The sequence below is a fragment of the Filimonas lacunae genome (assembly GCF_002355595.1).
GTDB classification, from domain to species: Bacteria; Bacteroidota; Bacteroidia; order Chitinophagales; family Chitinophagaceae; genus Filimonas; species Filimonas lacunae.
Window position 1 is genome coordinate 4,196,575 of sequence record NZ_AP017422.1, and the last position, 26,259, is coordinate 4,222,833.

At 46.7% G+C, this 26,259-nt stretch carries 16 protein-coding genes; 1 reads left to right on the forward strand and 15 read right to left on the reverse strand.

All coding sequences use genetic code 11. The annotated features are described in order from the left end of the window. The 12 genes from FLA_RS16720 to FLA_RS16775 form a co-directional block, all read right to left on the reverse strand. Positions 1-561, reverse strand: coding sequence for a helix-turn-helix domain-containing protein (locus tag FLA_RS16720; RefSeq protein WP_076381517.1), 561 nt, complete (start codon positions 559-561; stop codon positions 1-3). Between the two features lie 93 nt (positions 562-654). Then, the gene (locus FLA_RS16725) at positions 655-1,062 is read right to left on the reverse strand and encodes a fasciclin domain-containing protein (protein WP_076381516.1); all 408 of its coding nucleotides are present in this window, start codon (positions 1,060-1,062) and stop codon (positions 655-657) included. A gap of 288 nt (positions 1,063-1,350) precedes the next feature. Then, positions 1,351-2,448, reverse strand: a complete 1,098-nt coding sequence (locus tag FLA_RS16730) for a S1/P1 nuclease (protein ID WP_076381515.1) — start codon at positions 2,446-2,448, stop codon at positions 1,351-1,353. A 36-nt stretch (positions 2,449-2,484) separates the two neighbouring features. Beyond that, positions 2,485-4,929, reverse strand: coding sequence for an outer membrane beta-barrel family protein (locus tag FLA_RS16735; RefSeq protein WP_076381514.1), 2,445 nt, complete (start codon positions 4,927-4,929; stop codon positions 2,485-2,487). Between the two features lie 169 nt (positions 4,930-5,098). Next, positions 5,099-5,287, reverse strand: coding sequence for a DUF3606 domain-containing protein (locus FLA_RS16740; RefSeq protein WP_076381513.1), 189 nt, complete (start codon positions 5,285-5,287; stop codon positions 5,099-5,101). A gap of 105 nt (positions 5,288-5,392) precedes the next feature. Beyond that, entirely contained in the window at positions 5,393-5,821 is a 429-nt protein-coding gene (locus FLA_RS16745) for a response regulator (RefSeq protein WP_076381512.1), read from the reverse strand. An 84-nt stretch (positions 5,822-5,905) separates the two neighbouring features. Then, entirely contained in the window at positions 5,906-7,198 is a 1,293-nt protein-coding gene (locus FLA_RS16750; protein ID WP_197705800.1) for a BamA/TamA family outer membrane protein, read from the reverse strand. A gap of 47 nt (positions 7,199-7,245) precedes the next feature. Next, entirely contained in the window at positions 7,246-7,989 is a 744-nt protein-coding gene (locus tag FLA_RS16755) for a ThuA domain-containing protein (RefSeq protein ID WP_076381510.1), read from the reverse strand. Positions 7,990-8,048: 59 nt separating this feature from the next. Further along, positions 8,049-8,270, reverse strand: a complete 222-nt coding sequence (locus tag FLA_RS16760; RefSeq protein WP_084206454.1) for a response regulator transcription factor — start codon at positions 8,268-8,270, stop codon at positions 8,049-8,051. Between the two features lie 45 nt (positions 8,271-8,315). Further along, positions 8,316-11,057, reverse strand: coding sequence for a PKD domain-containing protein (locus FLA_RS16765; protein ID WP_076381508.1), 2,742 nt, complete (start codon positions 11,055-11,057; stop codon positions 8,316-8,318). A gap of 6 nt (positions 11,058-11,063) precedes the next feature. Further along, positions 11,064-12,173: a type IX secretion system outer membrane channel protein PorV gene (gene porV / locus FLA_RS16770; protein WP_076381595.1), complete on the reverse strand. Its 1,110-nt coding sequence runs from the start codon at positions 12,171-12,173 to the stop codon at positions 11,064-11,066. A gap of 29 nt (positions 12,174-12,202) precedes the next feature. Then, entirely contained in the window at positions 12,203-14,098 is a 1,896-nt protein-coding gene (locus FLA_RS16775; protein WP_084206452.1) for an Ig-like domain-containing protein, read from the reverse strand. Between the two features lie 212 nt (positions 14,099-14,310). On the opposite strand from FLA_RS16775, the gene FLA_RS16780 reads away from it, so the two are divergent. After that, the gene (locus FLA_RS16780; RefSeq protein ID WP_076381506.1) at positions 14,311-15,996 is read left to right on the forward strand and encodes a helix-turn-helix transcriptional regulator; all 1,686 of its coding nucleotides are present in this window, start codon (positions 14,311-14,313) and stop codon (positions 15,994-15,996) included. 70 nt (positions 15,997-16,066) lie between these two features. Here FLA_RS16780 and xyl3A read toward each other — a convergent pair whose 3' ends face one another. The 3 genes from xyl3A to FLA_RS16795 form a co-directional block, all read right to left on the reverse strand. Beyond that, the gene (gene xyl3A / locus FLA_RS16785; RefSeq protein WP_231940275.1) at positions 16,067-18,673 is read right to left on the reverse strand and encodes a xylan 1,4-beta-xylosidase; all 2,607 of its coding nucleotides are present in this window, start codon (positions 18,671-18,673) and stop codon (positions 16,067-16,069) included. Between the two features lie 75 nt (positions 18,674-18,748). Next, positions 18,749-24,664 (reverse strand): pectinesterase family protein, encoded by a 5,916-nt coding sequence (locus FLA_RS16790; RefSeq protein ID WP_076381505.1) that lies wholly within the window; start codon positions 24,662-24,664, stop codon positions 18,749-18,751. A gap of 23 nt (positions 24,665-24,687) precedes the next feature. Beyond that, complete coding sequence (locus FLA_RS16795; RefSeq protein ID WP_084206451.1) at positions 24,688-26,238, reverse strand: DUF5123 domain-containing protein; 1,551 nt, start codon at positions 26,236-26,238, stop codon at positions 24,688-24,690. Positions 26,239-26,259 lie beyond the last annotated feature (21 nt).

The window sequence follows — 26,259 nt, forward strand, 5'->3', positions numbered from 1 at the left end:
TTAGATATCTTCTAATGCGATAAGACGTTTATATTTCATTTTTTTAAAAAAGGTGGGCGTCAGGCCGGTCACTTTTTTAAACTGGTTAGACAAATGCGCTACACTGCTATAGTGCAACTTTTCTGCTATTTGCGTAAGACTCAACTCATTATATACCAATAACTCTTTCGCCCTTTCTATTTTATGTGCGATAATAAAATTGGCAATGGTTGTTCCTTTTACTTCTGAAAAAAGGGAAGAAAGATAATTATAGTCGTAATTTAATTTTTCACTTAAAAAGGCAGAAAAATTCTGTACAGGAGGCTCTTCACTATAATGGATCATTTCAATAATGATGCCTTTTATTTTTTCAATGAGGATACTTTTCTTATCCTCCATCAACTCCAGTCCAAACTTTAGTAAACCAGCCAAAAGAGTGCTCCATTGAGCAGCAGATAATTCTTCTTCTATTTCCACCTCTCCCAATTCAACAACAATACAATGAAGATGCATTTTTTCTAATTCCGATCTCACAATAAGCTTGCATCTGAGACTTACCATGTTTTTAATCACTAGTTTCATTTTTCACAGGGCATATAATAGGATAATGCAGCAGGAACAATAAAGAAAACATACCCACCACTGAAAGAATGGTGGATATGACACAAAAGATCACTAATTCTTTAGAATAGCATCTAATGAATGCACAATACCATTGGAAGAAACCGCATCCCTGCTTTGAATAATGGCGCCATTTACACGCACACTATCTCCTATTACACTTACCAGCAGCTCTTTACCATTTAAAGACTGCAACTTATCGCCATCTTTCAGGCTGCTAAATTCAATTTCACCCGCTACTGTATGACAGTTTAATAAATCGGTAAGCTTTACCTTATTTTCCGGTTTCAACAATTCCCGGTATACGCCAGACGCCAGTTTTCCAAAAGCAATATCCGAAGGAGCAAAAACGGTAAAAGGACCAGCTCCGTTCAACACTTGTTCAAAACCAGACACAGTAACACCTTCATTAAAATTCCTCATGTGCCTGTTGTCTCTGATTACCTGTGTAATGTTTAACATATATGTTATTTGAATACAGGTATAATCACCTGCTTCCTGTAAGGTAAACCTATATGGTGGGGATTGGTGTTAAAAAGATATTTTACTTATACAATCAATCAATTTTGCAACTTATTCAGGGAATGCTGTAACAATAAACAGTTGTACAGGCCGTAGATTTGTAGTGTTGCTTTCATAGTTTTCGTTCACATACCATTCATTATGCTCAAAGGGGGGCTCGCTGAAAGCCTAATAAGGCCTTTGCCAGTCAAAGGCCTTATTTCTTTTTATTATTTCAACATGAGCCAACTATTGCAACTGGCTTGCATCTGTTATTACAATTTCCGGCTTCGCTTTAAACAAGATAATCTTCCCGGTTACTGTAACCACCGCATTTTGCTTTACCGTTACGGTTTGCTTTGCTGCTCCCTTAATAGCCAGCGTCAACAACTGATGTGGATGAAAACCTCCCAGGTTTACCAGCAACACGCTGCCTGCATTTTTGATATCGTACACTTTACCACTTACCGTTACCACCTTGCCTATATTGTTATTCACTTCCGTAAGTGTAATACGCACAGGGCCTTCTTTTTGCACAGGCGTGGTTCTGCCTGGGTTAACCGGCAGTTTTTGCAATGGCGCATTGATATATAACGTATTCAATACCCCTGCCAGGCGAATACCCGCCTGGTTAATACGTTTATGAATAATGCTGATATACTTTTGATAATATGCGTTGCTGATAGTTTGCCCCGAACGGGTTTCGCTATAGATCTGGTTGCTAAGCTGGTAGCTTTCCCAAAGCCACTGGATAATATCATCCTTTTGCCAGGCGGTTATTTCCTGCGGCGTAGCCACATCATACTTTGCCACCATTTCTGCTTCACTGTATTTTTCATGATCCAGCAAACGGCTATCCCAGATGGCATGCAAATTCGTGCTTTCTCCATCCATGCGCACGATAATATCATTGCCGCCTTTATCAGAATGACGCGCTACGTGCATAGGCTGGTGTGCATCGCCCACCAGGTGTATCAGAAACCGCAATGCATCCTGCTTCTGACTTATGCTGCTGCTGTTGTTTTGCAAAGTAGCCAGCGATTGCAGGTAAGCAGTATACAGCGTATTTTTACTGCTGCGCACATAGTTTTGAAAGCTTTGAAAATTGAGTCCCTGTGGCAGATCCACAAAATGCCATTGCGCATTTTGCGCAGTACGGTGTTCATCGGGCCAGGTAGCTGCCGCTTCTATATTCTCGCCCTGCAAATAAGTTACTACCGCACTTTTTACATTCGCCGCCAGGTGTTTTTGCGCAATCAGCGCTACAGTGCGGTGCCCTCTGGGGCCCCAGGAAATAACAGCAATACCTGCCAGCAATACAATAAGGAGTATGAACAGCTTTTTCATCCAGCGAAGATAAGCGGTAATAACAACCTGCCGCTGTTAAGATCGACTACCGCCAGCACCTTCTCCGCCGCCTTCTTCCACCTTGCGGTATGCACCAAACTGCCAGTTAAACGTAACCGTGAACGAGCGGTTGTAAAACATATTATAGGTGCTGCTGTTGAAATTGGAAAAGCGGGTATAACTCCACTGGTTCAACGTTTTCTGGAATATGTTATTTACACGCAGGGTAATGCCGGCTTTTTTATTCAGCACCTCTTTACGAGCCGAAAAACCATAGTTCAGGTAAGCCGATCCCCTGCCCTGCAAAGTGACATAGCCATTGTTGTAATTGCCTGATAATTGCAACGTGTAGTTACGCGGTAAGGTATAGCTGCTGTTCAGATTCACAGAATAGAAATTACCATCATTTTTCACCGCCAGCGCTTTGCTGGCATACCATACATGATAATAATCACCACCGGTATTTACATTCCAGTTACGGGTAATGCGGAAAGAAGAAGACACGTTCACCCCCAGCCGCTTGTTAGAAGCCACATTCTGCGAGGTAGTGTAAGATACACCAGCGCTATCCACCGTGGTTAACGATTCCACCGCGTTGCTGTTAAAGCTGTAATACACGCTGCTGGTAATAGAAAAAGCACCACCCGCTTTATAGGAATGCCCTGCTTCCAGCGTGCGGGTAAGTTCGGGACGCAACGCCGGGTTACCATAGTTAATATTACGCGGATCGCTGGCGTTGACATAAGGATTCAGATCCCAGATATCCGGACGGTTAATACGCTCGTTATAATTGAATTTTACATCGTGGCGCTCGTTCAGCTTTTTAGCAATCAGCAGGTTGGGCACCCAATTCTCAAACTCCGAAGCAAAGCCGGGTTGGGTATTATTGGTGAAATCACCACCCAGCCGGGTACGTTCGTAACGGATACCGGGGCGAATAGTCCAACCTCCTTTGGCTTCCACCACCATACTTACATATCCCGCTACCACGTTTTGGTAATAGTGCAGGCTATTGCCCCTGCTGCTGTCTTCCTGTAGCACATCACTGCCCGGATTATCGCGGTTATTCCTTACCGAGTATTCATTAAAGTCTTTGGTTCTATCGGCACGAAAACCAGTTTCCAGCTTGCTTTTGCCGGATTTGGTGAGCGGATGCGTATAATCGGCCTGTATACGCCAGTTGTGGCCGGTACCGTTATTAGGACTTTGCTCACGGAAATAATTCTTACCAGTCATGTCGTACTGGTTGTTGATGTAACTGGCGCTGTTTTTCCAGTCGCTATGGCTACCTGCCACCTCCAGCTCCTGCCCCGCACGGGCGAATGTTTTTTTATAGTTGAGCGAGAACTCCCACCAACGATCCTGCTCTTTCTGATCCGATACCTGGTTGTATTGCGAATTGGTTTGCGCATCGGTATAACTGGTATACTGATTGGCTATCACCGGCCAGCTGCCTTTCCAAAGACTGGCATTAGCACTCAGCTTCTGACTGGAATCGATGGTATAGGTTGTGGTGAAATCGCCCGAAGCACTGCGGTTATGCCTATCCAGGTCGGATACCTGATGCAGGCTGCCTGTTACATTATCACCATCTACCGTTTGACGGATAAGATCAGTGATCCTATGCCTTTTACGATTGTTGGCTTGTCCACTTAAACTGATATCCCATTTACCACGGGTAATATTAATAGCACCGTTGCCTGATTGCTCCAGGTTGCCCAGGTTCAGATTGAGGTTACCGTTAGAGCCCCTGAGCTTTTTAGTAATGATATTAATAACGCCACCAGCCCCTTCGGCTTCGTATTTTGCAGAAGGCGAGGTGATCACTTCTATAGATTCAATGGTATTGGCCGGAATCATCTTCAACGCTTCCGATAAGTTGCGGGCAAACATACCCGAAGGCAAACCGTTCAGCAACACTTTAATATTGGCATTCCCGCGCATTTTTACAGCCCCCTCTGCATCTACCGTGATCATAGGCGCTTTGGCCAGTACATCCGCCGCCGAGCCTGCCGCGTTGCTGATGTCTGCCGAAGCATTGTATACCACCTTATCAGGCTTGCTTTGTATCAGGGGCTTTTTACTTTTCACTACCACTTCGTTCAACTCTTCCGGTTGCCCGTTCAATTGTATTACACCCAGTTCTGCCACCTCACCCCGCTTCCAGCTTACTAACTGTGTATGTTTGCTATAACCCACATATAAAATGGTAAAAGTGTATTCGCCATACCCCGGCAACACCAGGGAAAAATTGCCGTCTTTTTTAGCCGTAGCGGTAGCCACCTGCGAACCCGATTTGTTGGTAACAATTACCGTAGCTTCCAAAGCATCGCCCTTGGCAGAATCTACCACACGACCAGTAACTTGTCCTTTATGGTTGGGTAATGTGGTTTTAGATACAGATTGACCGTGTGCTATATCATAGGAGCAAACGCAGGAAAGCAACAGGCAACACGCCAGCAGAATACGGGGGAACATCATTTTCTCTTGAATATTAGATTACAATTTCAAAGAAAACGATTTACGCTTTGCAGGAGGAAAAATATATGAGCAACGGTCGTATTGCATGACCAATAAAAAAGCCACGCCAACAGTTGCGTAGCTTTCAGATATAGAAATGATGAAACACAAAACACAGTCTTTCACTATGTTACTTTCTGATATCGCTTAAATAACGCTCTATATTTTTTCTAAAGGGCCCTACACTTTTAATTGCGTCTTTAATTTGCTTATGCTGCAGCCAGGGAAACTGCATATGCAGGTATTCTACTTCGCTGCGGTCTTTGGAGTCCACCCTTAGACGGTCTTGTTTTCCGATGTTTACTTTACTATCTGACATATACTGTATTTTTTACTGCTACATAAAAAAACCATGCCGCCAGATAACAGGTGTGATGGAGTGTACAGTTGGGAAGCCGGACACAGACATATAGAATGTACAACTTTAGAAATACGAATTATTAGGGTGACGGCTAACACTCCAATAACCATATATCAATCGCATATTTTCTAACATCTGCTGATAATCAGGCTGTTTTACAAAGTATCCTTGTGAAATAAGCGCGTAAGCCTCCCGTACCGTGTCTTTATTGTCGGAGGTAGACAAAAACACAAAGGGGATGCTTTTTTCACGCAGGTATTCACTATCGTTGATCCTCCTGCGCAGTTCTAATCCATCCGGGAAAGGCAGGTTAATATCACATAAAATAAGAAAAGGCTGCTCCCGGCACGAACACAGATAAATAAAAGCTTCCGTGCTGCTATCAAACAGTTTAACAGGATTTTTCACCTGCAAATCGTTAAAAATGGTTACATACAAAGCACGATCATCGCTGTCATCATCCACAATAATTATAGGGCCGTACTGTAACATAAACTTCCAGGAATTGGGTAATTATTTAAACAAAAAAGCCTGCTGACACTACAAGGTAATTATTTATGAGCAAATTTTATAGCGCTAAAAAGCTTCGTTCAACCCCAGAAAAAAACCTTTTGCTCCAAACTTACCCCAGGCATAGTCTAAACAAAGATTCGTGCGTGTTGCCTTATTAAACAATACCCGCAAACCTCCGCCGCCACCCGGCTGCCATACCTGAAAGATGCCTGTTCCCAATTCATTATTACCCGTTTGCAAATGAAAGAACGCTACACCACTGAGGAACTTATTGCGCGTGATAGGAAAACGATATTCTGCTTCGGAATAGTTAAACTGTGTGCCTTTAAAGTAACCTGTTGTATATCCACGCCCGCTTCGCACCGCTGCATCTTTAGCCGTACCCGGCAATTCCAGGTAAGGCACATTGCCCGCCACCAGGTAAGCACCCCAGTTCCACAAAGCCAGTACGTGCTCGGGATTGCGATGACTAAGACTGATATACTTTCTAAAATCGGAAGTGAACTGCAGCGCATTACGCGAGCTACCCAGCCAGGTTTGGTTCACACGTATACCCGCATCGGCATAAATGCCTTTATACGCCCGGTTTTGATTATCCCGCGTGGTATACTGTACGTTCAGCAAAAAACCATTGGCATTATAGTTATACGGATGAAAGCCATGCCGGCTGTTATAAATATCATAAGGCGTAGAATTGCCGGAGGTGTTGCGCTCATCAATATTCCTTCTCATTTCAAACGATACGCCCGCCCCCACAAACAAGCCTTTTGATACCTCTTTATACACTTTTTGCCGGAAAGCATAAAATTGAGATCGTAACGCGCGCGGCGTTCGGGCCGGATTGGTGAGTATGCTATCTTCCGGCGTATCTGTAACAGGTTTGCCTATTCCATACCCATAATCGGGTGTTACTGTTTTGGCCGCCACCAGGCTACCCTGCAAATTCCACTTATTACCGGGTGTATAAATATTATGACTGATATAAAAGTAAATAATGCCCTTGGTGGTAATAGAAGCAGAAGTTGCCGCCACAGATAAAAAGGTATTGGGATCGCTACCGAGTTTACGGCCTGCTACTGCTTTAATGCCTATTTGTGTGCCTATGCTGGGATTGGAAGCAATGTTTGGCACCACAATAATACCGGATGATGGTTTTGCAGATGCCTCCCTGCGCGGATGGAATATAACACGGGCCAGATCGCCCACATCAAACTGTCCGGCTGTATTATCCGTCCTGCGCATCAATCCAGCCTTGGCCGAATCGACTTTCAACGTATCCACCACAGCAGGTTGCTGACTATACACATAGCCGTTCATGCCCGTGAGCAAACAGCACAATAGAGTTTTCCATTTCAAGGTCAACGTGTTTCTTTAAGCTCATGGAATACAAATATGGCACCAGTTTATTTTTTTGTAGCATGCATCGTCCATTCCAGCCCTTTCCAGAAATGCTCCGCAAACAACGAATCGCTGAATGTTTCTGGCGTGTGGCCAAAGTTGGAATAAAATGCCCTGCCGCCATCATATTCATGATACCAGGCCATGGGATGAAAGCTACCCATTTTGCCACCCTGATAGCTTTGCTCGTCTACCCGCAGCAGAAAATGCAAAGCTTCGGTGTTGACTGATTTAAAATCGTAGAACTCATCTTTATGAGAAAATGAATCGGGCAGGAAGGCAGTAGCGGGAAAGGATTTATCCAGGTTTACGATTTTAGCTTCCTGTATGGCCGGATGACTCACAAAATAAGCGCCCACCAGTTTACCATACCAGGGCCAGTCGTATTCCGTGTCACTGGCAGCATGAATGCCTACGTATCCGCCACCATGTTGAATGTATTTTTCAAAAGCAGCCTGCTGTTCCGCGTTCAATACATCGCCAGTAGTGCTTAACCACACAACCGAACGATATTTTTTTAAATTATCTAAAGTAAACAGGGCCGGATTGGTGGTAGTGTCCGCAACAAATCCGTGCTGGATACCTAAGCGGGTAAAAAACTCATTCCCTTCTTTAATAGAAGCATGATGATACCCTTTGGTGAGCGAGAACACTAATATGCGTTTTTCTGGTTTCGGCTCTGCGGGTTTACAGGCTTCTGCAACATAAAATATAAAGACACTAAAAATGGCAATGGCAAGCAATCTCATAGATATTTTTTATTCTTAAAGCTACAAAAGCTTTGCCGTTAAACCTCATTTATATCGCCTTACAACAAACGCTCCTGCATGGCCTTATGTAGCATACCTGCGGTGTTTTGCGCATCCAATTTTCGCCGGATATTAGCCCGGTGATTTTCTACAGTACGCCTGCTCACAAACAATTGAGCAGCAATCTTGTCGGAGGTTAGTCCTAAAGCCACCAGCCTTAATATTTCGCTTTCGCGACGCGACAAACGCTGCTGCCTGTTATATACCTGTATATCCATCATACCAGCATAATTTTACACAACGGTATGCGCCAGAGCGCATGCCGTTTATTGAATAATAGTGACAGCCCCGGTTATTTTACCGGTAGCGCCGCCTGTTTCTATGATATAATAATAAGTACCGGGTGGCAATGCCTTTCCGTTTACGCGGCCATTCCAGGGAGCACTATACCCTTTGCTACTGAACACTTTTGCCCCCCAGCGGTTAAACACCTGCACGGTTACATCTGTATACCTGTCCAGGAATAGAATATCCCAGTAATCATGCACGCCATCCCCATTAGGAGAAAACACATTAGGCACTACAGGCGCCACCGGTGCGGGCGCCACCCTCACCTCCTGAACCGCTTCGCCACTGCAACCATATACTGTAACAGCGTTCACCGCCACCTGGTACACGCCTTCTGCATGATAGGTATGTTTTACAGAAGCAGTGCCGCTGGCAGAGCCGCCATCCCCAAAATCCCAGGCATACCCGCTTACTGCCACATTAGAGGTAGCGGTAAACGTCACATTCCCATCGGGCAGGTATACCAGTGAAGGCGTAATGCTGAACACCGGTTTATCCTGTATCTCTACGGTAGTATCCCAGTTGCTTTTACAGCCATTGGCGGTTTGTAATTGCAGCGATGCTTTATAACTTCCTGCTTTAGCATATACATGCGTTTGCGGGTCATTAGCAGTGATAGTATTTACTGCACCATCACCAAAACTCCAGGTGCTTTGTGTAACCGTATAACCATCAGGCACGGTGCTAATGCCGGTAAATACTGCCGGTTCTTTTACACAGGCAGGCGTGTAACTAAACCTGGCCTGCAATGCAGCATCTACCACTATTATCTTTTCTACGGTAGCAGAATGACAACCAATATCGTTCACCGTGTATTCACCTACCATGTAGGTACCTGGTTGAGGATAAGTGTACCGGGGATGCTGCACAGCAGCAACGCTTCCATCTCCCAGCCGCCACCGCCAGGCCGTATCCGTGCTGCCACCCTGTGTGCCGGTGTAGGTAAATTGCCATTGCTGTGTATTACAGATATCGGTAGCGTAGGTAAAGTCTGCCACAGGCGGCTCTATAATAGTAATATCATAGGTCATTTCCTGCGATCCGCCACAGCCATCCGTGGTAGGATTCACAGCTGCAATACCGGCCGTATAAGTTCCTGTGGCGGCGATAGTGACCCCACCCGGCATTTTATACCGGTACAGGGTTTTACCATCCATAACAGACTTGCTATCCGGCACCGGCTGCAACGTAACCACATCTGGCTGAATACCCGGCAGCTTCCAGGTAATTTGCAAAGGCTGATAAGGAAAGGTCATGTATACATCAAAAGGAATACCCTTACAGGCAGCAAGCCGGTTGGCAATACCTTCCTGGTTAGCCACCTGTAAAAACTGGTAACGGTCTTTTACATACGACCCGGCCGAGTAAGCATAACTTTCGGCCTTACCCATGCCATAGGCAATGGCATTGAAACCCGTATCGGCCGTAAGCCGGTACGCCGTTTGCGAAAGCGATAACGACTCGGTAAGCCAGCTATACCCATTAGCAGGCACCATCGGTGCAAACTTCTTTTGCGGTAGCTGGCCGTTAATACGAAACGAACCCGTAGCCACAGTAGGCATGTACACATTGATATACTTAGCCGTGATACTTTCGAGGTTGGAAGAAAATAACGAAATATCTTTTATATTTTGCTCTACCGGGTTCAGCAATACCATATCCGGATCGCCCAGACTGCTTTCTGTGTTGCCGGCGCAATACGCCATCATCATATACTCCGCTACCGCTATTGGCTTCTTGGCTTTGATAGCCACCGGCATAGTTAAGGGGAAGGGGTTAGGGTCGTTTAACGGAAAATATTCTCCTTCGTTCAGCACCAGTGTAATACCGCCAAAATCAATCTCCGTATTATCTTCACAGGCCATCACACGCGGGTGGAAACCTTTGGGGTTATCAGCAAAGGGAATCAGCGCATACTCCTTGCCCCAACTGTTTACCGGGTAACACTGCTGCAACAACGGATCGAAAGAATAATACCAATCACTTACATTCGTGCATTCATAGCTTTTAATAGCAACGGCCGAACTGCCCGAAAACACGGCAATTCTTTTACAACCTTCTGTGCCGGTGGCAGATACCGACTCAATGATACTACCTGTTAAATCATCCCTGTTCTGAATTTGCAACACATCCCCTGCATGTGGCAGGTTTACAGTTACCGCACTGCCATTTAATATCCCATTAATGCGCAACTGGTAACGCACGGTAGTGGCATCCTCAGTAGCCACTACATTAAACTGCGAATAGGCATCCGACTTAAACCGCTGGTAAAAATTCATACTATAATATTTTTTACCCAGCACGTTTGTAGGCAGCACCAGCATGGCTGCCGAACGCATAGCCGCGTACACGTGTGCAAACACCACTACCGGCGGCATCCCTTCATCTACGGTGATATGAATACCCTTGGTCACCGGCCGGCCACTTTCGGCATTGGATATATTAGCCACACTATACGGTATGTCAATAGGCGCACTTACCTGGTTGGCATTGACCGTAAAAGTGGTGGTATATCCATTCACCGTTATTTTCCCGGAAGAGTTTTCGCTGCTGGAAACAAATACACTCATCTGGGCAAGCGAATAATCATCCACAGGTAAATGCGCCGGAAAGCACAACCAGAAATCTTTTCCTTTATTCGAATAATCCTGTGCAGCTACCGGCCTGAAAGCCGGTAACCACAACAGGACACATACTATCACAACAATCCTTTTGTACATGCTTGATTATTTAGAAGCGGCAAAGCTGTAGGCCAGTCCCAGCCGTAACGTATTGGCTGCCGGCAAAGCATTGCCACCATAGCCTTTAGCAGATAAAAAAGACACATCCAGTTGCATAGCCTGGTAATGCAGTCCTGCACCAAACGTAAGATGCATGCCATCATCCCCTGCCATGCGCCTGCTGCCATCGGCCAGTATCCCCCCTCTCAGAAACACGGTCTGGTTCCAGCCCCATTCCACACCTGCGCTGTATTGCAGGGTTTTCCAACCAGCCGCGTTAAACGATTTTGTCCAGCTTTGCATCACACTTTCTTTTACATAGCCTGTTTTATCAGTTTCGTCATCCGCCACAGGTACTAACAGCTTATTCACTTCGGCAGTGAATGCTACGGTGTAAGCATCATCTGTAATCTGGTAGCCACCACCTATGCCCAGGTTGGCAGGTAATAAGCCGCCTGCATTGGCTTGTTGCGTATAGCTGATTTTAGTACCCAGGTTAGTAAGCGTTAAACCTCCCAGGAAGCCGCTACCCTGTGCATTGATTCCGTTGTAATACAAAGAAACATCGGCGCTGAAAGCACTGCCTGCTTTATAGGTGTCGCCATTAATAGCACCCGATGCGATAGAAGAACGTATATAACGCAAGGCCACACCAATGCCGAATTTATCCGAAAGCTTACGGGCATAACCCGCATCAATAGCCATGTCATAAGGTTTATGCGTGCCCAGCAGATCGCCGTTTTCATTGGCATACTGTGCAGTACCTATATTAAAATAACGGATAGAACCACCTACTGCCGATTCGTTATCCAGCTGATAATAACCGGTAGCAGCAGCCAGGTATACACCATTACTCACCTTTTGCAGCCATGGAGTATAAGAAGCGGCAACGACAGCTGGTTTAGCAGCAAAAGGTATTTTAGCCAGGTTGCGGTATACCGAATACGCATCGGCGGTAGTGGCAATGCCCGCATCACCTATCCCACTGCTTCTTACATCGGGCGATACACGTAAAAAAGGCACAGAGGTAGTAACCACCTGCTGGTTTTGTGCGCCGGCCCAGGTGCCGCCAGCCAGCAGTATCAATAATAAAGCAGTAATATTTTTGGTAATCATGTTATTCATTTTTGCAGATAAAACAATAGTTAATTGCCCTTGATCATACGCAGTATCTGGGAAGATCCATCGTCGCTAAACACACGCACCAGGTACACGCCGGGTTGTAAAGCCCTGGTATCGAGGGTGGCTGCGTTTATATTGTTAAAACGTGCAGTAGTGATCAGCTTTCCGTCCAGGCTGATGATATTAATAAACACCTGGGGAATGATTTTGCTAAACTGCACTTTCACATGATCGTGAACCGGATTAGGCAACAACATTACCTGTTCGTTAGACAGGTTGGTGCCTACAGTAGCTGTAAAAGGCAGGGATACACTGGAACATCCATCACTATTGGTAACCACTACGGTGTAATTGCCGCTGGCAGCAGGCGTATATAAGGATGCATTGGCTCCGTTAATAGCCCCACCATTTACATACCATTGATTATTGATGGCACTGCTGCTTAACAAGCCATTGGTTTGTTGCGTAATTACCGGTGTTTCCGGTTTATCAGCCACCTGCACCGCAAACGGCACACAGCTTTGTTCATCGGCACAACCACCGGTGGCACGTACATAATAGGTAGTGTTTACAGTAGGCATTACGGTGATGGAAGCCCCTGTACCTGCTGCCGTTCCGCCACAGAAACCGGTGTACCAGCTCCACTCCGCCGCATCATTCAATGCACCGCTGCCTATGCGCAATGTAGCCGCATCTCCCAGGCACACTTTACTTTTATCTGCGGTTATCGTGGGCACATCCGGCGCTTCACATAGTTTATACTGCATAATACGTCCCTGCCAGGTAGTAACATCGGCAAAGCCGGTATAGATCCAGTTTTTATAACGCAGCAATTCCACACATTTATTACTGTTACCACCTGAAAAACCGGCATCACCTAACAGCACCCAGTCAGTGCCGTTAAAACGCATAGCCGATACTTTACCGCCATTACTGGCATCTGCAAAAGTGACTACGGGATTATTGGTGTTATCTACTATAATGCTACACATATGGTACACCACGTGTGTACTAAGAATACCTGTGGTAAAACCGGCATTACCCACTGTTACCCAGGCGCTGCCGTCGTACTTCATTACTGTAAGGCGGTTGCTGCGGGTGGCATCGGCAAAAACCACCCAGGGGTTACCTGACTTGTCTAAGGTCATAGCGCCATTCAATGCAGAGGATGCCGTAAATCCATCAGTACCTACTATTTCCCAGGCAGTGCCGTTAAAGCGGCTAACACTGAGTTTATTGGTATTGGTTCCGTTGCCATAAGCTACCAGTGGTCTGCCCAAAGGGTCCACTGCAATATCATTGGCATTGACTGCACCCGACGTAAACCCGGGCGAACCTACACCCACCCAATCCGTACCGTTAAATTTCATTACCGAAAGCTTGCCGTTCATGCCTGTGGCATAATCGGTATAGGCTACATATAAAGTACCATCCGGAGCAAAGGCCAGCCGGCTGCGGGCGTTATCGTAATTAGCGGGCGAAAATCCTTCCTTCCCTACCAGCACCCAGTTAGTGCCGTTGAATTTTTTTACCACCAGTTTACTAAAAACACCACCATCGCGGTATACCACGTGCGGCACACCCGAAGGGGAAATAGCCATGTTGATGTAAATAGCCGCCCCTACCGAAAACCAGGGGGTGCCCAATGTTTTCCACTCCGTTCCTTCCAGCCGTTTTACAATCACTTTGTAACTGTTGCCAATATCTTCCCCTGCCGAGTACAGGGTGCCCGTAGCAGTATCCATAGCAAGAACATGATAATCTACTCCCGCTGTAACCCCACTTCCATTGCCGGTAAAAGTAATTCCGTTGTTAACTCCTGTAGGCGTCCACTGGGCAGTGGCTACCCCACCGGAAAAAATTGCAGCGAAAGCCAGCAGCCATGCTTTCTTCCTGCATTGCAGTGTAAACATTCTCATAATCAGTGCCGTTTTAATTAGTTTGTATTTGCAAACTATTGAAACCACCTGCACTTACCATAATTATAGCATAACCTAAAAAGGGACATTGTAATAAATTCATTTACAGAAACTTACACCACCTTGTCCACGCTTTGTAGACAAACTATTTACCATGCTTTTCCCGCTAAAAGCCATAAATTGCGGCTATCTGCCCCTAAAAGGGTACGCTTATGAGAGATTTTGTTGTATTATTTTTTTTGCTACTATGCCAGATAAACCTGCATGGTCAGGAAAGGGACAGCCTTTCCCATCTGCGCCAGGAAGATAAAATACCCTATGTAAACCGGTTATATTACCGCCATTTTACCAACGCCCCCATTGCTGCGGCACAGCAACAATACCGGCTAATGACGCAAAACGCACCGGACCCGGATACCCGCGCTGCTGCCTGGGCTTTTATGGGAAAATACTATACCGGGCACAATCAAACCGACAGTGCCGTTGTCTGCTACCAGCAAGCCTGGCAACTGGCCAATGAACAGAAGCTGACTTATATGCAACCATCCCTACTGCACCTGCTGGGTATTTCTTATTACAAGCAGGACCAGTATGCCGCAGGCCTGGAAAGGCTGATTAAAGCCAATACCCAGATGAACCAGGCAGGCATCAGCCATTTTCCCGACATGGCCGCCTATCTCTACGACCTCGGTTATGCCTTTGCCTATTATTATGAAGATTTTGACACCGCGCAGCATTATATACGTACCGCCCTGCAATACACTATGCCCGATTACGAAACCGCTATCCTTACGCATAATATGATGGGATTACTATACCGCTCCAGCTGCTGTATGGACACTTCTTACTATTATTTTTACAAAGCATTGCAACTGGCAGAAGCCAGCCACGACACCTTGCTTATTGGTGATGTTTCCGGCAATATCGGCTACAACCATCTACTGCAACACAAATACGATTCGGCTAAAATACTCACCCTCAAAGACTACCAGCTAAGCATGCTCACCGGCAATTATAAAAGCGCCTGCATGCTACTGCCGGTACTGGCCCGTATATCATTGATTCAGCACGATATACCCGGCACGATGCAATACCTGCAACAAACCCAGGTGATATTAAAAAACAACCGGAAAGAGCTGACCCTGAAAGCTATTTATACTATCTGCAATTATATGTATGAAGTGAAAGCAGATGTATACCGGCAGCAAAACAACCTGCCTGCTTTGGTAAAAGCCCAGGATTCGCTGCTGCTATACCACGACAGTCTTTTTCTAACGAAAGAATCCCGTCAGCAGGCGCACATACAAATTAACCTGATTAAAGAAAGCAGCCAGTACCAGGTGCAGCTGTTGCGCAGTGAAGAAAAGCGGAACATATTACTGCGTAACACCCTTATTGTTATTTGCCTGCTGGTAATAGTAGTGGCTATACAAGCACTGTACCGTTTAAAACGCGTGAATGCCAGCAACGAAGCCCTGCTGGTAGATTATGCCAACACACTGGTAGAGAAGAACCAACTGATAGAACAGTTTAAAGCCGAGATGCAGCAGCTGAAAAACCAGCCGGATTATATTGAACACGAAATTGAAGACATATTTAAAACATTACGCAACCAAACCATTCTTACCGAAGACGACTGGCAACAGTTTAAGCTACTGTTTGAAAGAGTATATAAAAATTTCTTCTCTAACATTACAGAGAAACTGCCCGACATAACCCAGGCCGAAATACGACTGCTGGCTTTAACCAAGCTGGGCCTGAGCACCAAAGAAATGGCCGCCATGCAGGGCATTTCTCCCGAATCTATCCGCAAAGCCAGGTACCGCCTGCGCAAGAAGCTGGAAGAAAAAGCACGGGTAGAAAAGGATATTGCGTTTAATATGTTGAAAAATATGTAGGTAAAAGTAATAACACAAACACGTCGCCACTGTTGTAATGGCGACGTGCACTATAGTAATTTACCTATATCTATTGTAAGGTGATGGCCAGCTTCTGCAAAGCCGCATCGGCAGAAGAGCCGCCATACAGCAACTCATACTTCCCCGGCTTCACTTGCATGCCCTGACTTTCTGTATCAAAAAACTCAAACGCCGCCTTACCTAATTCAATACTTACCTGCTGCGTTTTGCCGGCAGTAATACCCACCCGTTTAAACCCACGCAACGTTTTAATAGGGCCGGCCGCATCCTGCAGGTTTTTAATATACACCTGCACTACTTCATCGCCATTGCGTGTGCCTGCGTTGGTTACAGGTATTTGAATGGTTACGACATCCCCCGCTTTGACAGTGGCCTTATTTAATTGAGCTTTGCCATACGTGAAACGTGTGTAACTTAAACCATAACCAAAAGGATATACAGGTTTACCTTTGAAATAACGGTAGGTTCTGCCCTTGGCCATTTCGTAATCTTCAAAATCGGGCAGGTCGTTGATGGTAGCGTAAAAGGTCAATGGCAAACGTCCGGCGGGGTTATAATCGCCAAACAACACATCCGCCACAGCCGTGCCGCCTTGCTGGCCGGGATACCAGGCTTCTATAACACCATCCAGATGCTGGCTTTCCCAGGGCAAGGCCATAGTACTACCGGAGCACAATACAAATATCACAGGCTTGCCCGTGGCTTTCAATGCCTTTAATAGTTTCTTTTGTGCCTGTGGCAGTTCTATATCGGTGCGATCCCCTCTTTTAAAACCTGGTAAGTCCACACTCATTTCCTCTCCTTCCAGTGCAGCCGAAATACCTCCTGCAAACACAATAGCATCTGCATCTTTTACGCGGGCAGCTACCTGTTCCGGCGCTACGGCTTTATTCACGCCCATATCAAATTGTAGTGTAGCGCTGCCAGCGCTTTGAAAGTATTCTATTTGTAATTGATACGTTTTTCCTTTTTCGGTTTGCAGGCGATAGGTTTTGCGTGGCTGCTTGCCTATGTTCCAGTATGCCAGCACCTCTTGTCCGTTTACACGAATGCGGTAGCCATCATCTGCTGCAATTTTCAACAGCAACTCTTCACTGGCCGGTGCGGTAAACACCGTTTCAAAACGGGCGGAGAAATCGGTAAGATTTACACCTGGTGCAAACACCGTATTACCACCTGCATCATAGTTAAAAGGTTTGGCCACCTGGTCAGTAGCAGCTACGGCGCCGGTAAAATCGCGGGTGTTCCAGAAGCTGGCTTTAAACCCGGGCTTGCCTTCAAAACTACCTGCTCCCATATAACTGTTAAACACAGTATCACTCACCAGTTCACATCCTTTTTCATATACTACTGCATTACTGCCCAGCTTTGCTTGAATACCTTCCAGTATGGTAACCGTGCGCGAAGGAAAGCCATTGTAATTGGCCCATTGCATCACGGAATCACTGGCATTAGGCCCCACCACCGCCAGCTTTTTAATGGACTTGCTGAGCGGCAACGTATTGTTTTTGTTGCTGAGTAACACGATGCTTTTGCGCGCCATGTCCAGCGCCTGCTGCACATGTTCTTTACTCTCCACTACAGAATAAGGTATTTTACTCCACGACACCAGCGAATCGTTATCCAGCATGCCCAACTGTATGCGGGCGCGCAGCAAACGAAGCACTGATTTATCAATATCCGATTCTCTGATCAATCCCTCCTTCACTGCTTTTTCCAATGCCGCATATGAACCATCGCAAGCCAGATCGGTACCAGACAATACGGCATCGGAAGAAGCCGCTTCAGCTGTAGCATGGGTTTCGTGTTTGCCTTTGGCGTAGAAATCGCGGATAGCACCACAGTCGGAAACGATTACATTATCAAAGCCCCATTGCTCGCGTAATATTTTTACCAGCAGCTGTTTGTTTGAGCAGCAGGGTTCTCCTTCAAAACGATTGTAAGCACACATCACTTCTTTTACATCCGCTTCTGTTACCAGTGCTTTGAATGCAGGCAGATAGGTTTCCCATAAATCGCGCTGCGAAATATTTTTAGCATCAAAACTATGGCGGCTCCATTCCGGGCCACTATGCACCGCATAATGCTTGGCGCAGGCATGCGTTTTATCGTATTTACCCAAACCGGTTCCCTGCAAACCCTTTACCACCATGCACCCCATAGAAGCGGTTAAAAAAGGATCTTCGCCATAGGTTTCCATACCACGGCCCCAGCGTGGATCTCTGAATATATTAATGTTGGGCGTCCAGAAAGTTAAGCCCTGGTATCTTTTAAACTGGTTATTGCGCACAAACTCATGATGCTTGGCACGGGCTTCATCACTGATCATGCTATAAGTAGTATATACAGCAGCAGTGTCGAAGGTAGCAGCCAGTCCTATCGTTTGCGGAAAAACCGTGGCTTTACCCGCACGGGCCACACCATGCAAGGCTTCATTCCACCAGTCAGTAGCAGGAATACCCAACCGTTCTATGGCAGGCGACCCGTTCATTGTCTGGCTGATCTTTTCGGTTAAAGTCATTCTGCCTAACAAATCACGGGCGCGTTCCTCTGCCGGAAGGTTTGGGTTTTGATAGGGCAGGTTTTGCGCCTGCAGGTGGTTACACGCCAGCAGCACTATAACACTTCCAATAGCCTTTCTCCATAATAGCATCATCGTTCTATATTTTTTTCCATTACCAGTTACCAACAACAACCTTTACCCATCAACAGTCTCTCCTGGCAACATTTTCTATTTTAATATTACTATTTTTTGTGTAAAGTGTCTTTCCCCATTGGTTACTAATACATAATAAATACCCGGAACATACCGGTACACCGGAATACGCTCCAGCTGATTATTGGCCCTGGCAGCATATAGCAATATGCCCCTGCTGTTAAACAATTGAATCACCGCGTTTTTATTGAGTTTGGAAAACCGCACATACAGCCAGTCTTTCACCGGGTTAGGATACACTTCTATCTTATCCGGTTCATGAGCGGGTTCTTTACAAGCTCCCGGTTTATCGCCATGCGCCAGGTGCGCTTTTACCGCCTGCGGTGCTACACAAAGCGTTTGCCCGCAATGGCATAACTGCACTTTTTCGTTTTTAAAACCACAGCGCACATCAGTGGTGGTGATAGTGATGGAATCGGTAGCCTTGCATCCATTCACATCTGTTATAGTAACAGAATAAGTACCCGCCTGTGTAACATTTAAGGTATCGGCCACCGCACCGTTGCTCCATGTATAGGCATAAGGCGCAGCACCGGTAACTAATGCACGCAGGGTCACCGCCCCTGTTCCATAGCCCTGGTAAATGGTATTGGTTACGGTAGAGTCATATACAGAAGCCACATCCGGTATCACCACTGCTACCTGTGTGCAGCTGATACGCCGGTTGGCCACATAAAAAACACCTGCACTATCCCACCCTGTTGCAGTGGCTTTATAAGGATCGTTCACCGTTCCGTTTCCACTCACAGTAGCCTTCCTTTGCTGCCATCCCTGGTTATACCGGAACATGTTCACCGGTTCGTCCGGCGCAAACGTGCTGCCCTGCTGTGTAGTAATCCAGCTCAATGTAGCGCTGATGTTAGCGCCCGCAGCCCACTGAATACCCCATTGTTTTTGCACAGCTGCTGTAGTATCTGTTAACAGGTAATCTATAGTATCCTGTACCGTAACCACGCATTCACCGGCTGTGCCGCTGTTGGTAAGTATGATGGGCGTATAATACTGGCTGCCGGTGCTTACGGGATAAGTGACTGCACTGCTGCCCACATAACGCTGCATTGCGCCATTGCCACTTACCACAAAAAAGCGGGGTAATATTTCAAACATGTTTATCGCTTTACTGGCATCTACCTTACCCGAATCGCTGATGAACAATTGCACCTTGCCTTCATTGCTGCCAGGCGTCGTGCTTACTGCACGAAACTGTGTACCTGTTTTCAACAATCCCGACACCTGCAATGTAATACTGCTGTTGGGGGCTGTAGCGTTGGGCACCAATCCGGACAATGTGGTGCTGCCGCTTAAATCCAGCACACCGGCTATAGCATAGGTATAATTACCAAAAGAAGCAGCGGTGTTAGTGCCAGCAGTGCTATGTAAAGCCGCCGCTTTTACCGTATAACCTTTAGCGATATGAATAGTTACTTTATTATTACCATAATCCGTAGCAGAAGCACTGCCATACCAACCCTGCAAATTACCACTTAACACCAGGTTGGCTTTAATGCGGGCAGTGATGGCCTGCACGCCTGTTAATGCGCGTATGGAAGCAAAGTTATAGATACCGTCTCCGGCAATAGTGTACTCCCCATTGGTGCCATCCAGTTCCAGCGTTATCTTATTCACGCTGGCATCTGTACCGCCAAATATCCCGGCGTTGTTTACATCTCCTTTGATACGCAGGTTTCTGCCAGTGCCATCTGTGGTAAAAACACCACCGGAGTCAATAGTCAGATTATTGATACCTACCAGCGCATTCAACCGGATGGTATCCCCTGTTGCAATGGTTACATTACCCGAAGCACTGGTGCCCAATGCCACCGAATCCCAGGTACGTGTGCTGCTGTTATACTTTTCCCAAACACTCACACTACCTGTGTTATTAGTCCATACACCCGAAGCCCGCGAACGGAAATCTCCATTCAAAGGCACACTGGGGTCAATCTTTGCATAATAGCTGCGTGTAGCCGCGTAGCCCGCTTTGGAAGCCTGCACATAATAGTAATACACCGTGCCTCTGGCAGGTAACGAATCTTTGGTGCTAAAGGCTACTACTGAATCGGCCACACCAGATAGGGTTTGCACTTTGGTAAAATGAATGCTGTCACTGCTTCTGTATACATCATAGGTTACCTCTGCCACCGGCCAGCACAGGTTCCAGCTGATCACCGTAGCATTGCTGATGCGTTGTGCACGAAAATTGGCCACACTCAGCTCGGCAGTTACCGGGCCATTAATAGCCGGGAATGCAGTGTAAGGGTTCCAGCTGCCAAACAGGTTGGTATTGTTGTAAAAAGCTGCGGCTTCACTATCGCTCAATTGCTTAGACCAGCTAATGCGTTTGCTTACATCTACCGGGCCGCCGCTAAAGTTGCGGGTTTTGTATTCGCGGTAAAACACATTGGCGGTATCTATATTCCAGCTGCTCCAGCCCACAGGTTGTATAGAAGTGCCCATACGGGTGTTAAGAAAAGCTGTTTTAGGTTGGTTTTGCCAGGGACGGCCCAGGGTGTAACTGGTGATGCCCCTGTTTTGCGTAAGCAGACAATCGCGAAATACTTCGCCATAATTCACTGCTGCTGAGGTGGCAGCCGCCGTAACAAAACCTCCCGCACTGCCATCTACCCTGTCTCTCGGAAAAATGATACAGGAATCCATCACCAGTGTGCTGGAGCCAAAGATAAAATCGGTATTGCCATCTATATAACAATTCAGTAGATAATGGCGATTATCACCACTATGATAAAAAGTATCCTGACCACCAATAAACCGGCAGTGGGTAAATACACATCTGTCGCCATTAACAGCAATAGCCAGAGCCTGCGGGCCATCGCCTGCATAACCTGTGGAATTTTCCACTGTAATGTTTAACATAAAAAAATCGCTCGCTTTCACAGTGAGCGTAGCAGAAGTGCTGGTGCCTATAGTAACTCCATCCTCTACTTTTCCGGAATAAGAGTTCCAGCTGATAATAGTGTTGGAAGCGCTTTCCCCTACCAGGTGAATAAAAGGCTTATTGGAAGGGACGTTTACTTTCTCGCGATAAAAACCATTTTTAATAAATATCACATACGGCACTGTGCTACCAGCAGGCGCCGCATCAATAGCAGCCTGTAAGGTAGTGTAAGTACCGGAGCCATCTTTGGCTACCACCACATTGGCATTGTCTGCATTATATACCGTAATGGGATTAACGGGCGTAGTGCTATTGCTCACAGCAGCCTGCGTTGCCACCGGCTGTGCATAGTTAAAAGCCTTATCGGCAGTATATATATAATAATGATAGGTAGTACCGGATAACACAGGCAGCACATTGCCATTGTCTACAAAACTATGAGCGGTGCCTATATAGATCACTGTATCTGTAGCGCCTGCTTTGTTGCCTATGGCATAGATACCGTTGGCATTGAGTGCAGGTGTAGTAGCGGTAGCATTTCTTACTACCACATACCCACCGCCATCTGTGCCACTGGCGGGTGCAGCCCAGCTCACTGTAATGCTGGCTGTGGCATTATCGGCCACTGCCCAGGCGCTATCTACGCTGGCAGGTGCCATAGTATCTGCTACAGGACTGGCCTGGTTATCGGCCGGATAAACCACCAGGTCATCCACATCAAAAGGCTTTACGATAGACGAGCCACCGCCGTTAAAACGCATGCCACCAAAGGCTACCTGTGGCGTATAGGCAGGATTTACCGAATACGGCATAGCCGCCTTTGCCCATCCTCCGTTGGTAGTGGCCCAGGTAGCCGTGCTGTATTGTGTGGTAAAGCTGGCGCTATCGGCCACCGCCAGCAGGCCGCCCACCACATTACCGGTGGCTGGCTGTGCTGCACGAAAATAGTATTGTACAATATATTTGGTACTGTTGCGAAAAACACTGTCTGTTACCGAAGGCGAATACAGGTTTTTAGTGCTGGCACTGGTGCTGGTATAAGTGAAATATTGATTACCGGTTCGGCTGGTACCATCTTTTACTATACTGCCCGAGCCGGAAGTGGTCCACACCTGTTGTGTCAGGTTAACACCCTGCGCCGGAGCAGTAGTAGACAAGTTGCCGGTTGCCTGATTTTCAAACCCACCTTCCATCACCGGAAAAACACCAATACGCTGCTTACGGTTTTCGGTTAAAGGGCTGCCGTTAATAGTAGTGCCATTCACAGCAAGTACTGTTGCTGTAGCGCCCGTGCTGGTGATAGTGACAGAGCCGCTATAGGTGCCGGTAGCAACGGCATTCAGCCGCACGCTTATCTGCTGCGCAGCTACCTGGGCATTCACAGGCGTTAACAGTAATGTATCGTTCCAGTTGGTTCCGTTGGCCGACAATTCAAAACCTGCCGTAGCAATAATAGTAACGGGTGCAGTAAGGTTGTAGCCCGATGCGGCTAACGATTGTTGTGCAGAAGGCGTGCCTAATGATTGCGCAAACGCGGTAAAAGTAGCATTGGCATACACCACAGGCGTGGTGGGTGTGGCTACACCTGTAATACTATTGAGATAATTTTCCAGCTGGGTATATCCATTGGATGCAACTGCATTTCTATCAGATGCATCGTTGGCATTTAACCCGTTGGCTATTTCATAGGTATCAGGCATCCCATCATGATCGGTATCTGTTACAGCATTACCGGCATTCAACGCAGGCCAGGCATTCACGGTTTGTGCATAAGGCGTACCATGCGGATAACCACCCTGTACATCTATAATAGCACCGGTGCGGTTGCGCACATCGGCAACAATACGCGCATCCAGCGTATCCCTGTTGGGTAGGGAACAACCTGCCCCTTGCAATACTGCTTCAAAAGCATCTGTAGCAGTTTGCGTGTTTAACGGATAACCCAGACTAAAAGGTGTAGTGGCTTTTACTGTGGCTATATCTGCCGTGCCTCCTTGCGGACTAACACCGCCCGCCCAGTTATCGGCCGTGTTAGTAGCCGAACCATCTACATAGTTACCCGCTACATACCATTTGCCATAAGGCGTATTATCAGAATAACTGGGATTACAAACCCTGTAACGTACACCGCTGCCGGTGTTGGGGCCATACTTGTAATAGTTGTTCACTACATTATAATTCCCCCCTTCTCCGCCATATACCGTGTTAATACCCCAGTTATAAATTACATTGTTGCGAAAGTCTACATTCTCTACGCCTATTGTATTAGGTGTATAGGTGCTAATGCCCGAAAAACGCGGGTTACGGTTGCGGCAATGTGCCACCAGGTTATGGTGCATCGTACCTCTTTTAGCGCCCCATATACCGCCATAGCCATGCCGTTCGTAATCCGTATCGCCGGTTTCAAAGTGATAGGAATAGTTCAAAGGCTCTGACACCAGGCACCATTGTATCGTCAAATTATCGCCACGGTAAATGGTCAACGCTTCATCATTGCTCCAGCTGGCAGTAACATGGTCTATAATAATGTTACTAGGGCCAGTGCCACCAAATGCATCATCACCACCGCTGCCGTCCACCGGGTTACCATTGGCATCCAGCTTCTGCTGGTTTTTATCGCCCAGCCTGAAACGCATGTAACGTACAATCACGTTATCTCCGCTGATATGCACCGGGTAATCTGCCACGCAAATGCCATCGCCCGGCGCTGTTTGTCCGGCTATAGTGGTGTTGGCTTTAATACCCAGCGAGCTGGTTAAATGAATAGTGCCCGCCACCCTAAACACTACCGTACGGTAAGTGGCTGTAGTGGTTAATGCATACCGTAAGCTACCCGGCAAACCATCATCACTCAGGTTGGTTACTTCCAACACAGTGGTGGGAATGGATGCCGTACCACGTCCACCGGTGGTATACATACCTGCTCCTTCCGCACCGGGAAAGGCAGGCAGTTGCGCCTGTGCCGTTAGGGCGCTGCCCAACAGCAGGCAGGTTAGCCAACCTGCTGTAAGCATTTTTGTTTTCAGAAATAGCATACAATCGTTTTATGGTGTTAGTGTTATCTCCAGCGTGGATCGCCTGCGGTGTTCTTTGCGGGGAAAGCATTATCGGCTATCTTAAAATCACCTGCCAGCGGGGCCACCCACAGTTGGTTGGATGGACGTGTATAAGTGGTGATAACCGGAAAATCGTTACCGGCCGATGTGTGATCGGATGTGCGGTAATTATTAGCCAGCGATATCACCGTTCCACTTCCCATACGCACATCCCGCACGGTAAGCGCCCCTGCGCTGTTTTTACCAATACCAAACAGACAATTGGTTACTGTAATACCATTGGCAATCATATTGGTATTATAATCGAAATAATAATTTTTACTGTTACCTAATGGCGCTTCATTAAAAGTGCAGGCATCTACCAGCACCGTGTTAGCAGCAGATGCACTGGCTACCACTCCCTCTACTTTATAAATAGTACTGTTGGTAATAGCGATGTTATCAATTTTACAGGTGGCAGCAATGTTCAGCACCTGGTAGTTACCAATACTGTCTACAATGCAGTTATCTATTACAAACGTGCCCATATTCAGTGTTCCGGACTGTAACCGCACCATACCCCGGAATATTTCCATGCGGCTGTTTACAAACTTGAGCTTGCCCACATTGGCGCTGTTGGTGTTATTGAATATATAGCGCGAAGCATAGTTATCGCTATACATGTGTACATCGTTAAACTCAACAGAATCAATGGCAGCGGCGGCAGCAAAGCTGAGGTTGCTGGTAAAATACAGGTGCGCCTGTGTGGTATTTTCCAGGTCGGGGGCACTCATGATGATCAATGATTTATCTATGGCATAACCCGCGTTCATGTTATAGGTTTCGCCCCTGCGTAACAGTATCACGCTGCCGGATGTTACTTTGGGCAAGGTATCCAGCAAAACGGAAGGCTTACCAGTGATACCGGATAAATCTATAATAGTGCCCGCAAAAGGCGCTTTGGAAGAAAAGTTGGCGCTGCCCCTGGCATCACTGCCACTGTACAAAACAATGATGTACGGTGTGCCTGCCTCCAGACCTGTAGCTACCACATACTCATTGGTAACATCCGTTGCGGTAAGGGTTACTTCCTTTACCACCGTGCTATCGGCGGCTTTCAATATTTTCACTGCTGTTACCGGTGCGCCTTTAGTGCTCCACCTTATGCGAACAGAGTTGGTGGTAATATCTTCCAGCCCCGGTGTTTTTAAAATAGACGATAACGTTTTAATCTCACCCAGCTTAGCCCATTTACTATTGCGGGCAGTATCGGCAGCAATGGCTCTTACCCGCAGCTGGTACAACTGGCTAAACAACAGTTTGGTAACCACTGCATAACTGGTGTCGGTTGCCACCGTAACATCCACAGTGGCAAAAGCATCTTTACTTAACTGCAGTTCATATTGCACTGCTCCCCCAATCTTTTGCCAGCCTACTTCAATGGTATTGGAATCGGCAGACAATACACCGGCAGATACTGGCCGGAACAAGCGTGGCGCTTCCACATCGTCATGTTTTTTGCAGGCGGTTATCATCACTCCTGCCACCATTGCTATTGCGAGTAATTTTTTCATACTTCTTTGTTTACAATCCTG

Excerpts from the sequence above, each read along its gene's own strand:
- FLA_RS16765 (WP_076381508.1), bottom strand. The coding sequence starts at position 11,057 with ATGTACAAAAGGATTGTTGTGATAGTATGTGTCCTGTTGTGGTTACCG.
- porV (WP_076381595.1), bottom strand. The coding sequence starts at position 12,173 with ATGATTACCAAAAATATTACTGCTTTATTATTGATACTGCTGGCTGGC.
- FLA_RS16790 (WP_076381505.1), bottom strand. The coding sequence starts at position 24,664 with ATGCTATTTCTGAAAACAAAAATGCTTACAGCAGGTTGGCTAACCTGC.
- FLA_RS16760 (WP_084206454.1), bottom strand. The coding sequence starts at position 8,270 with ATGATGGATATACAGGTATATAACAGGCAGCAGCGTTTGTCGCGTCGC.
- FLA_RS16795 (WP_084206451.1), bottom strand. The coding sequence starts at position 26,238 with ATGAAAAAATTACTCGCAATAGCAATGGTGGCAGGAGTGATGATAACC.
- FLA_RS16780 (WP_076381506.1), top strand. The coding sequence starts at position 14,311 with ATGAGAGATTTTGTTGTATTATTTTTTTTGCTACTATGCCAGATAAAC.
- FLA_RS16725 (WP_076381516.1), bottom strand. The coding sequence starts at position 1,062 with ATGTTAAACATTACACAGGTAATCAGAGACAACAGGCACATGAGGAAT.
- FLA_RS16745 (WP_076381512.1), bottom strand. The coding sequence starts at position 5,821 with ATGTTACAGTACGGCCCTATAATTATTGTGGATGATGACAGCGATGAT.
- FLA_RS16775 (WP_084206452.1), bottom strand. The coding sequence starts at position 14,098 with ATGAGAATGTTTACACTGCAATGCAGGAAGAAAGCATGGCTGCTGGCT.
- FLA_RS16720 (WP_076381517.1), bottom strand. The coding sequence starts at position 561 with ATGAAACTAGTGATTAAAAACATGGTAAGTCTCAGATGCAAGCTTATT.
- FLA_RS16755 (WP_076381510.1), bottom strand. The coding sequence starts at position 7,989 with ATGAGATTGCTTGCCATTGCCATTTTTAGTGTCTTTATATTTTATGTT.
- FLA_RS16735 (WP_076381514.1), bottom strand. The coding sequence starts at position 4,929 with ATGATGTTCCCCCGTATTCTGCTGGCGTGTTGCCTGTTGCTTTCCTGC.
- xyl3A (WP_231940275.1), bottom strand. The coding sequence starts at position 18,673 with ATGATGCTATTATGGAGAAAGGCTATTGGAAGTGTTATAGTGCTGCTG.
- FLA_RS16740 (WP_076381513.1), bottom strand. The coding sequence starts at position 5,287 with ATGTCAGATAGTAAAGTAAACATCGGAAAACAAGACCGTCTAAGGGTG.
- FLA_RS16730 (WP_076381515.1), bottom strand. The coding sequence starts at position 2,448 with ATGAAAAAGCTGTTCATACTCCTTATTGTATTGCTGGCAGGTATTGCT.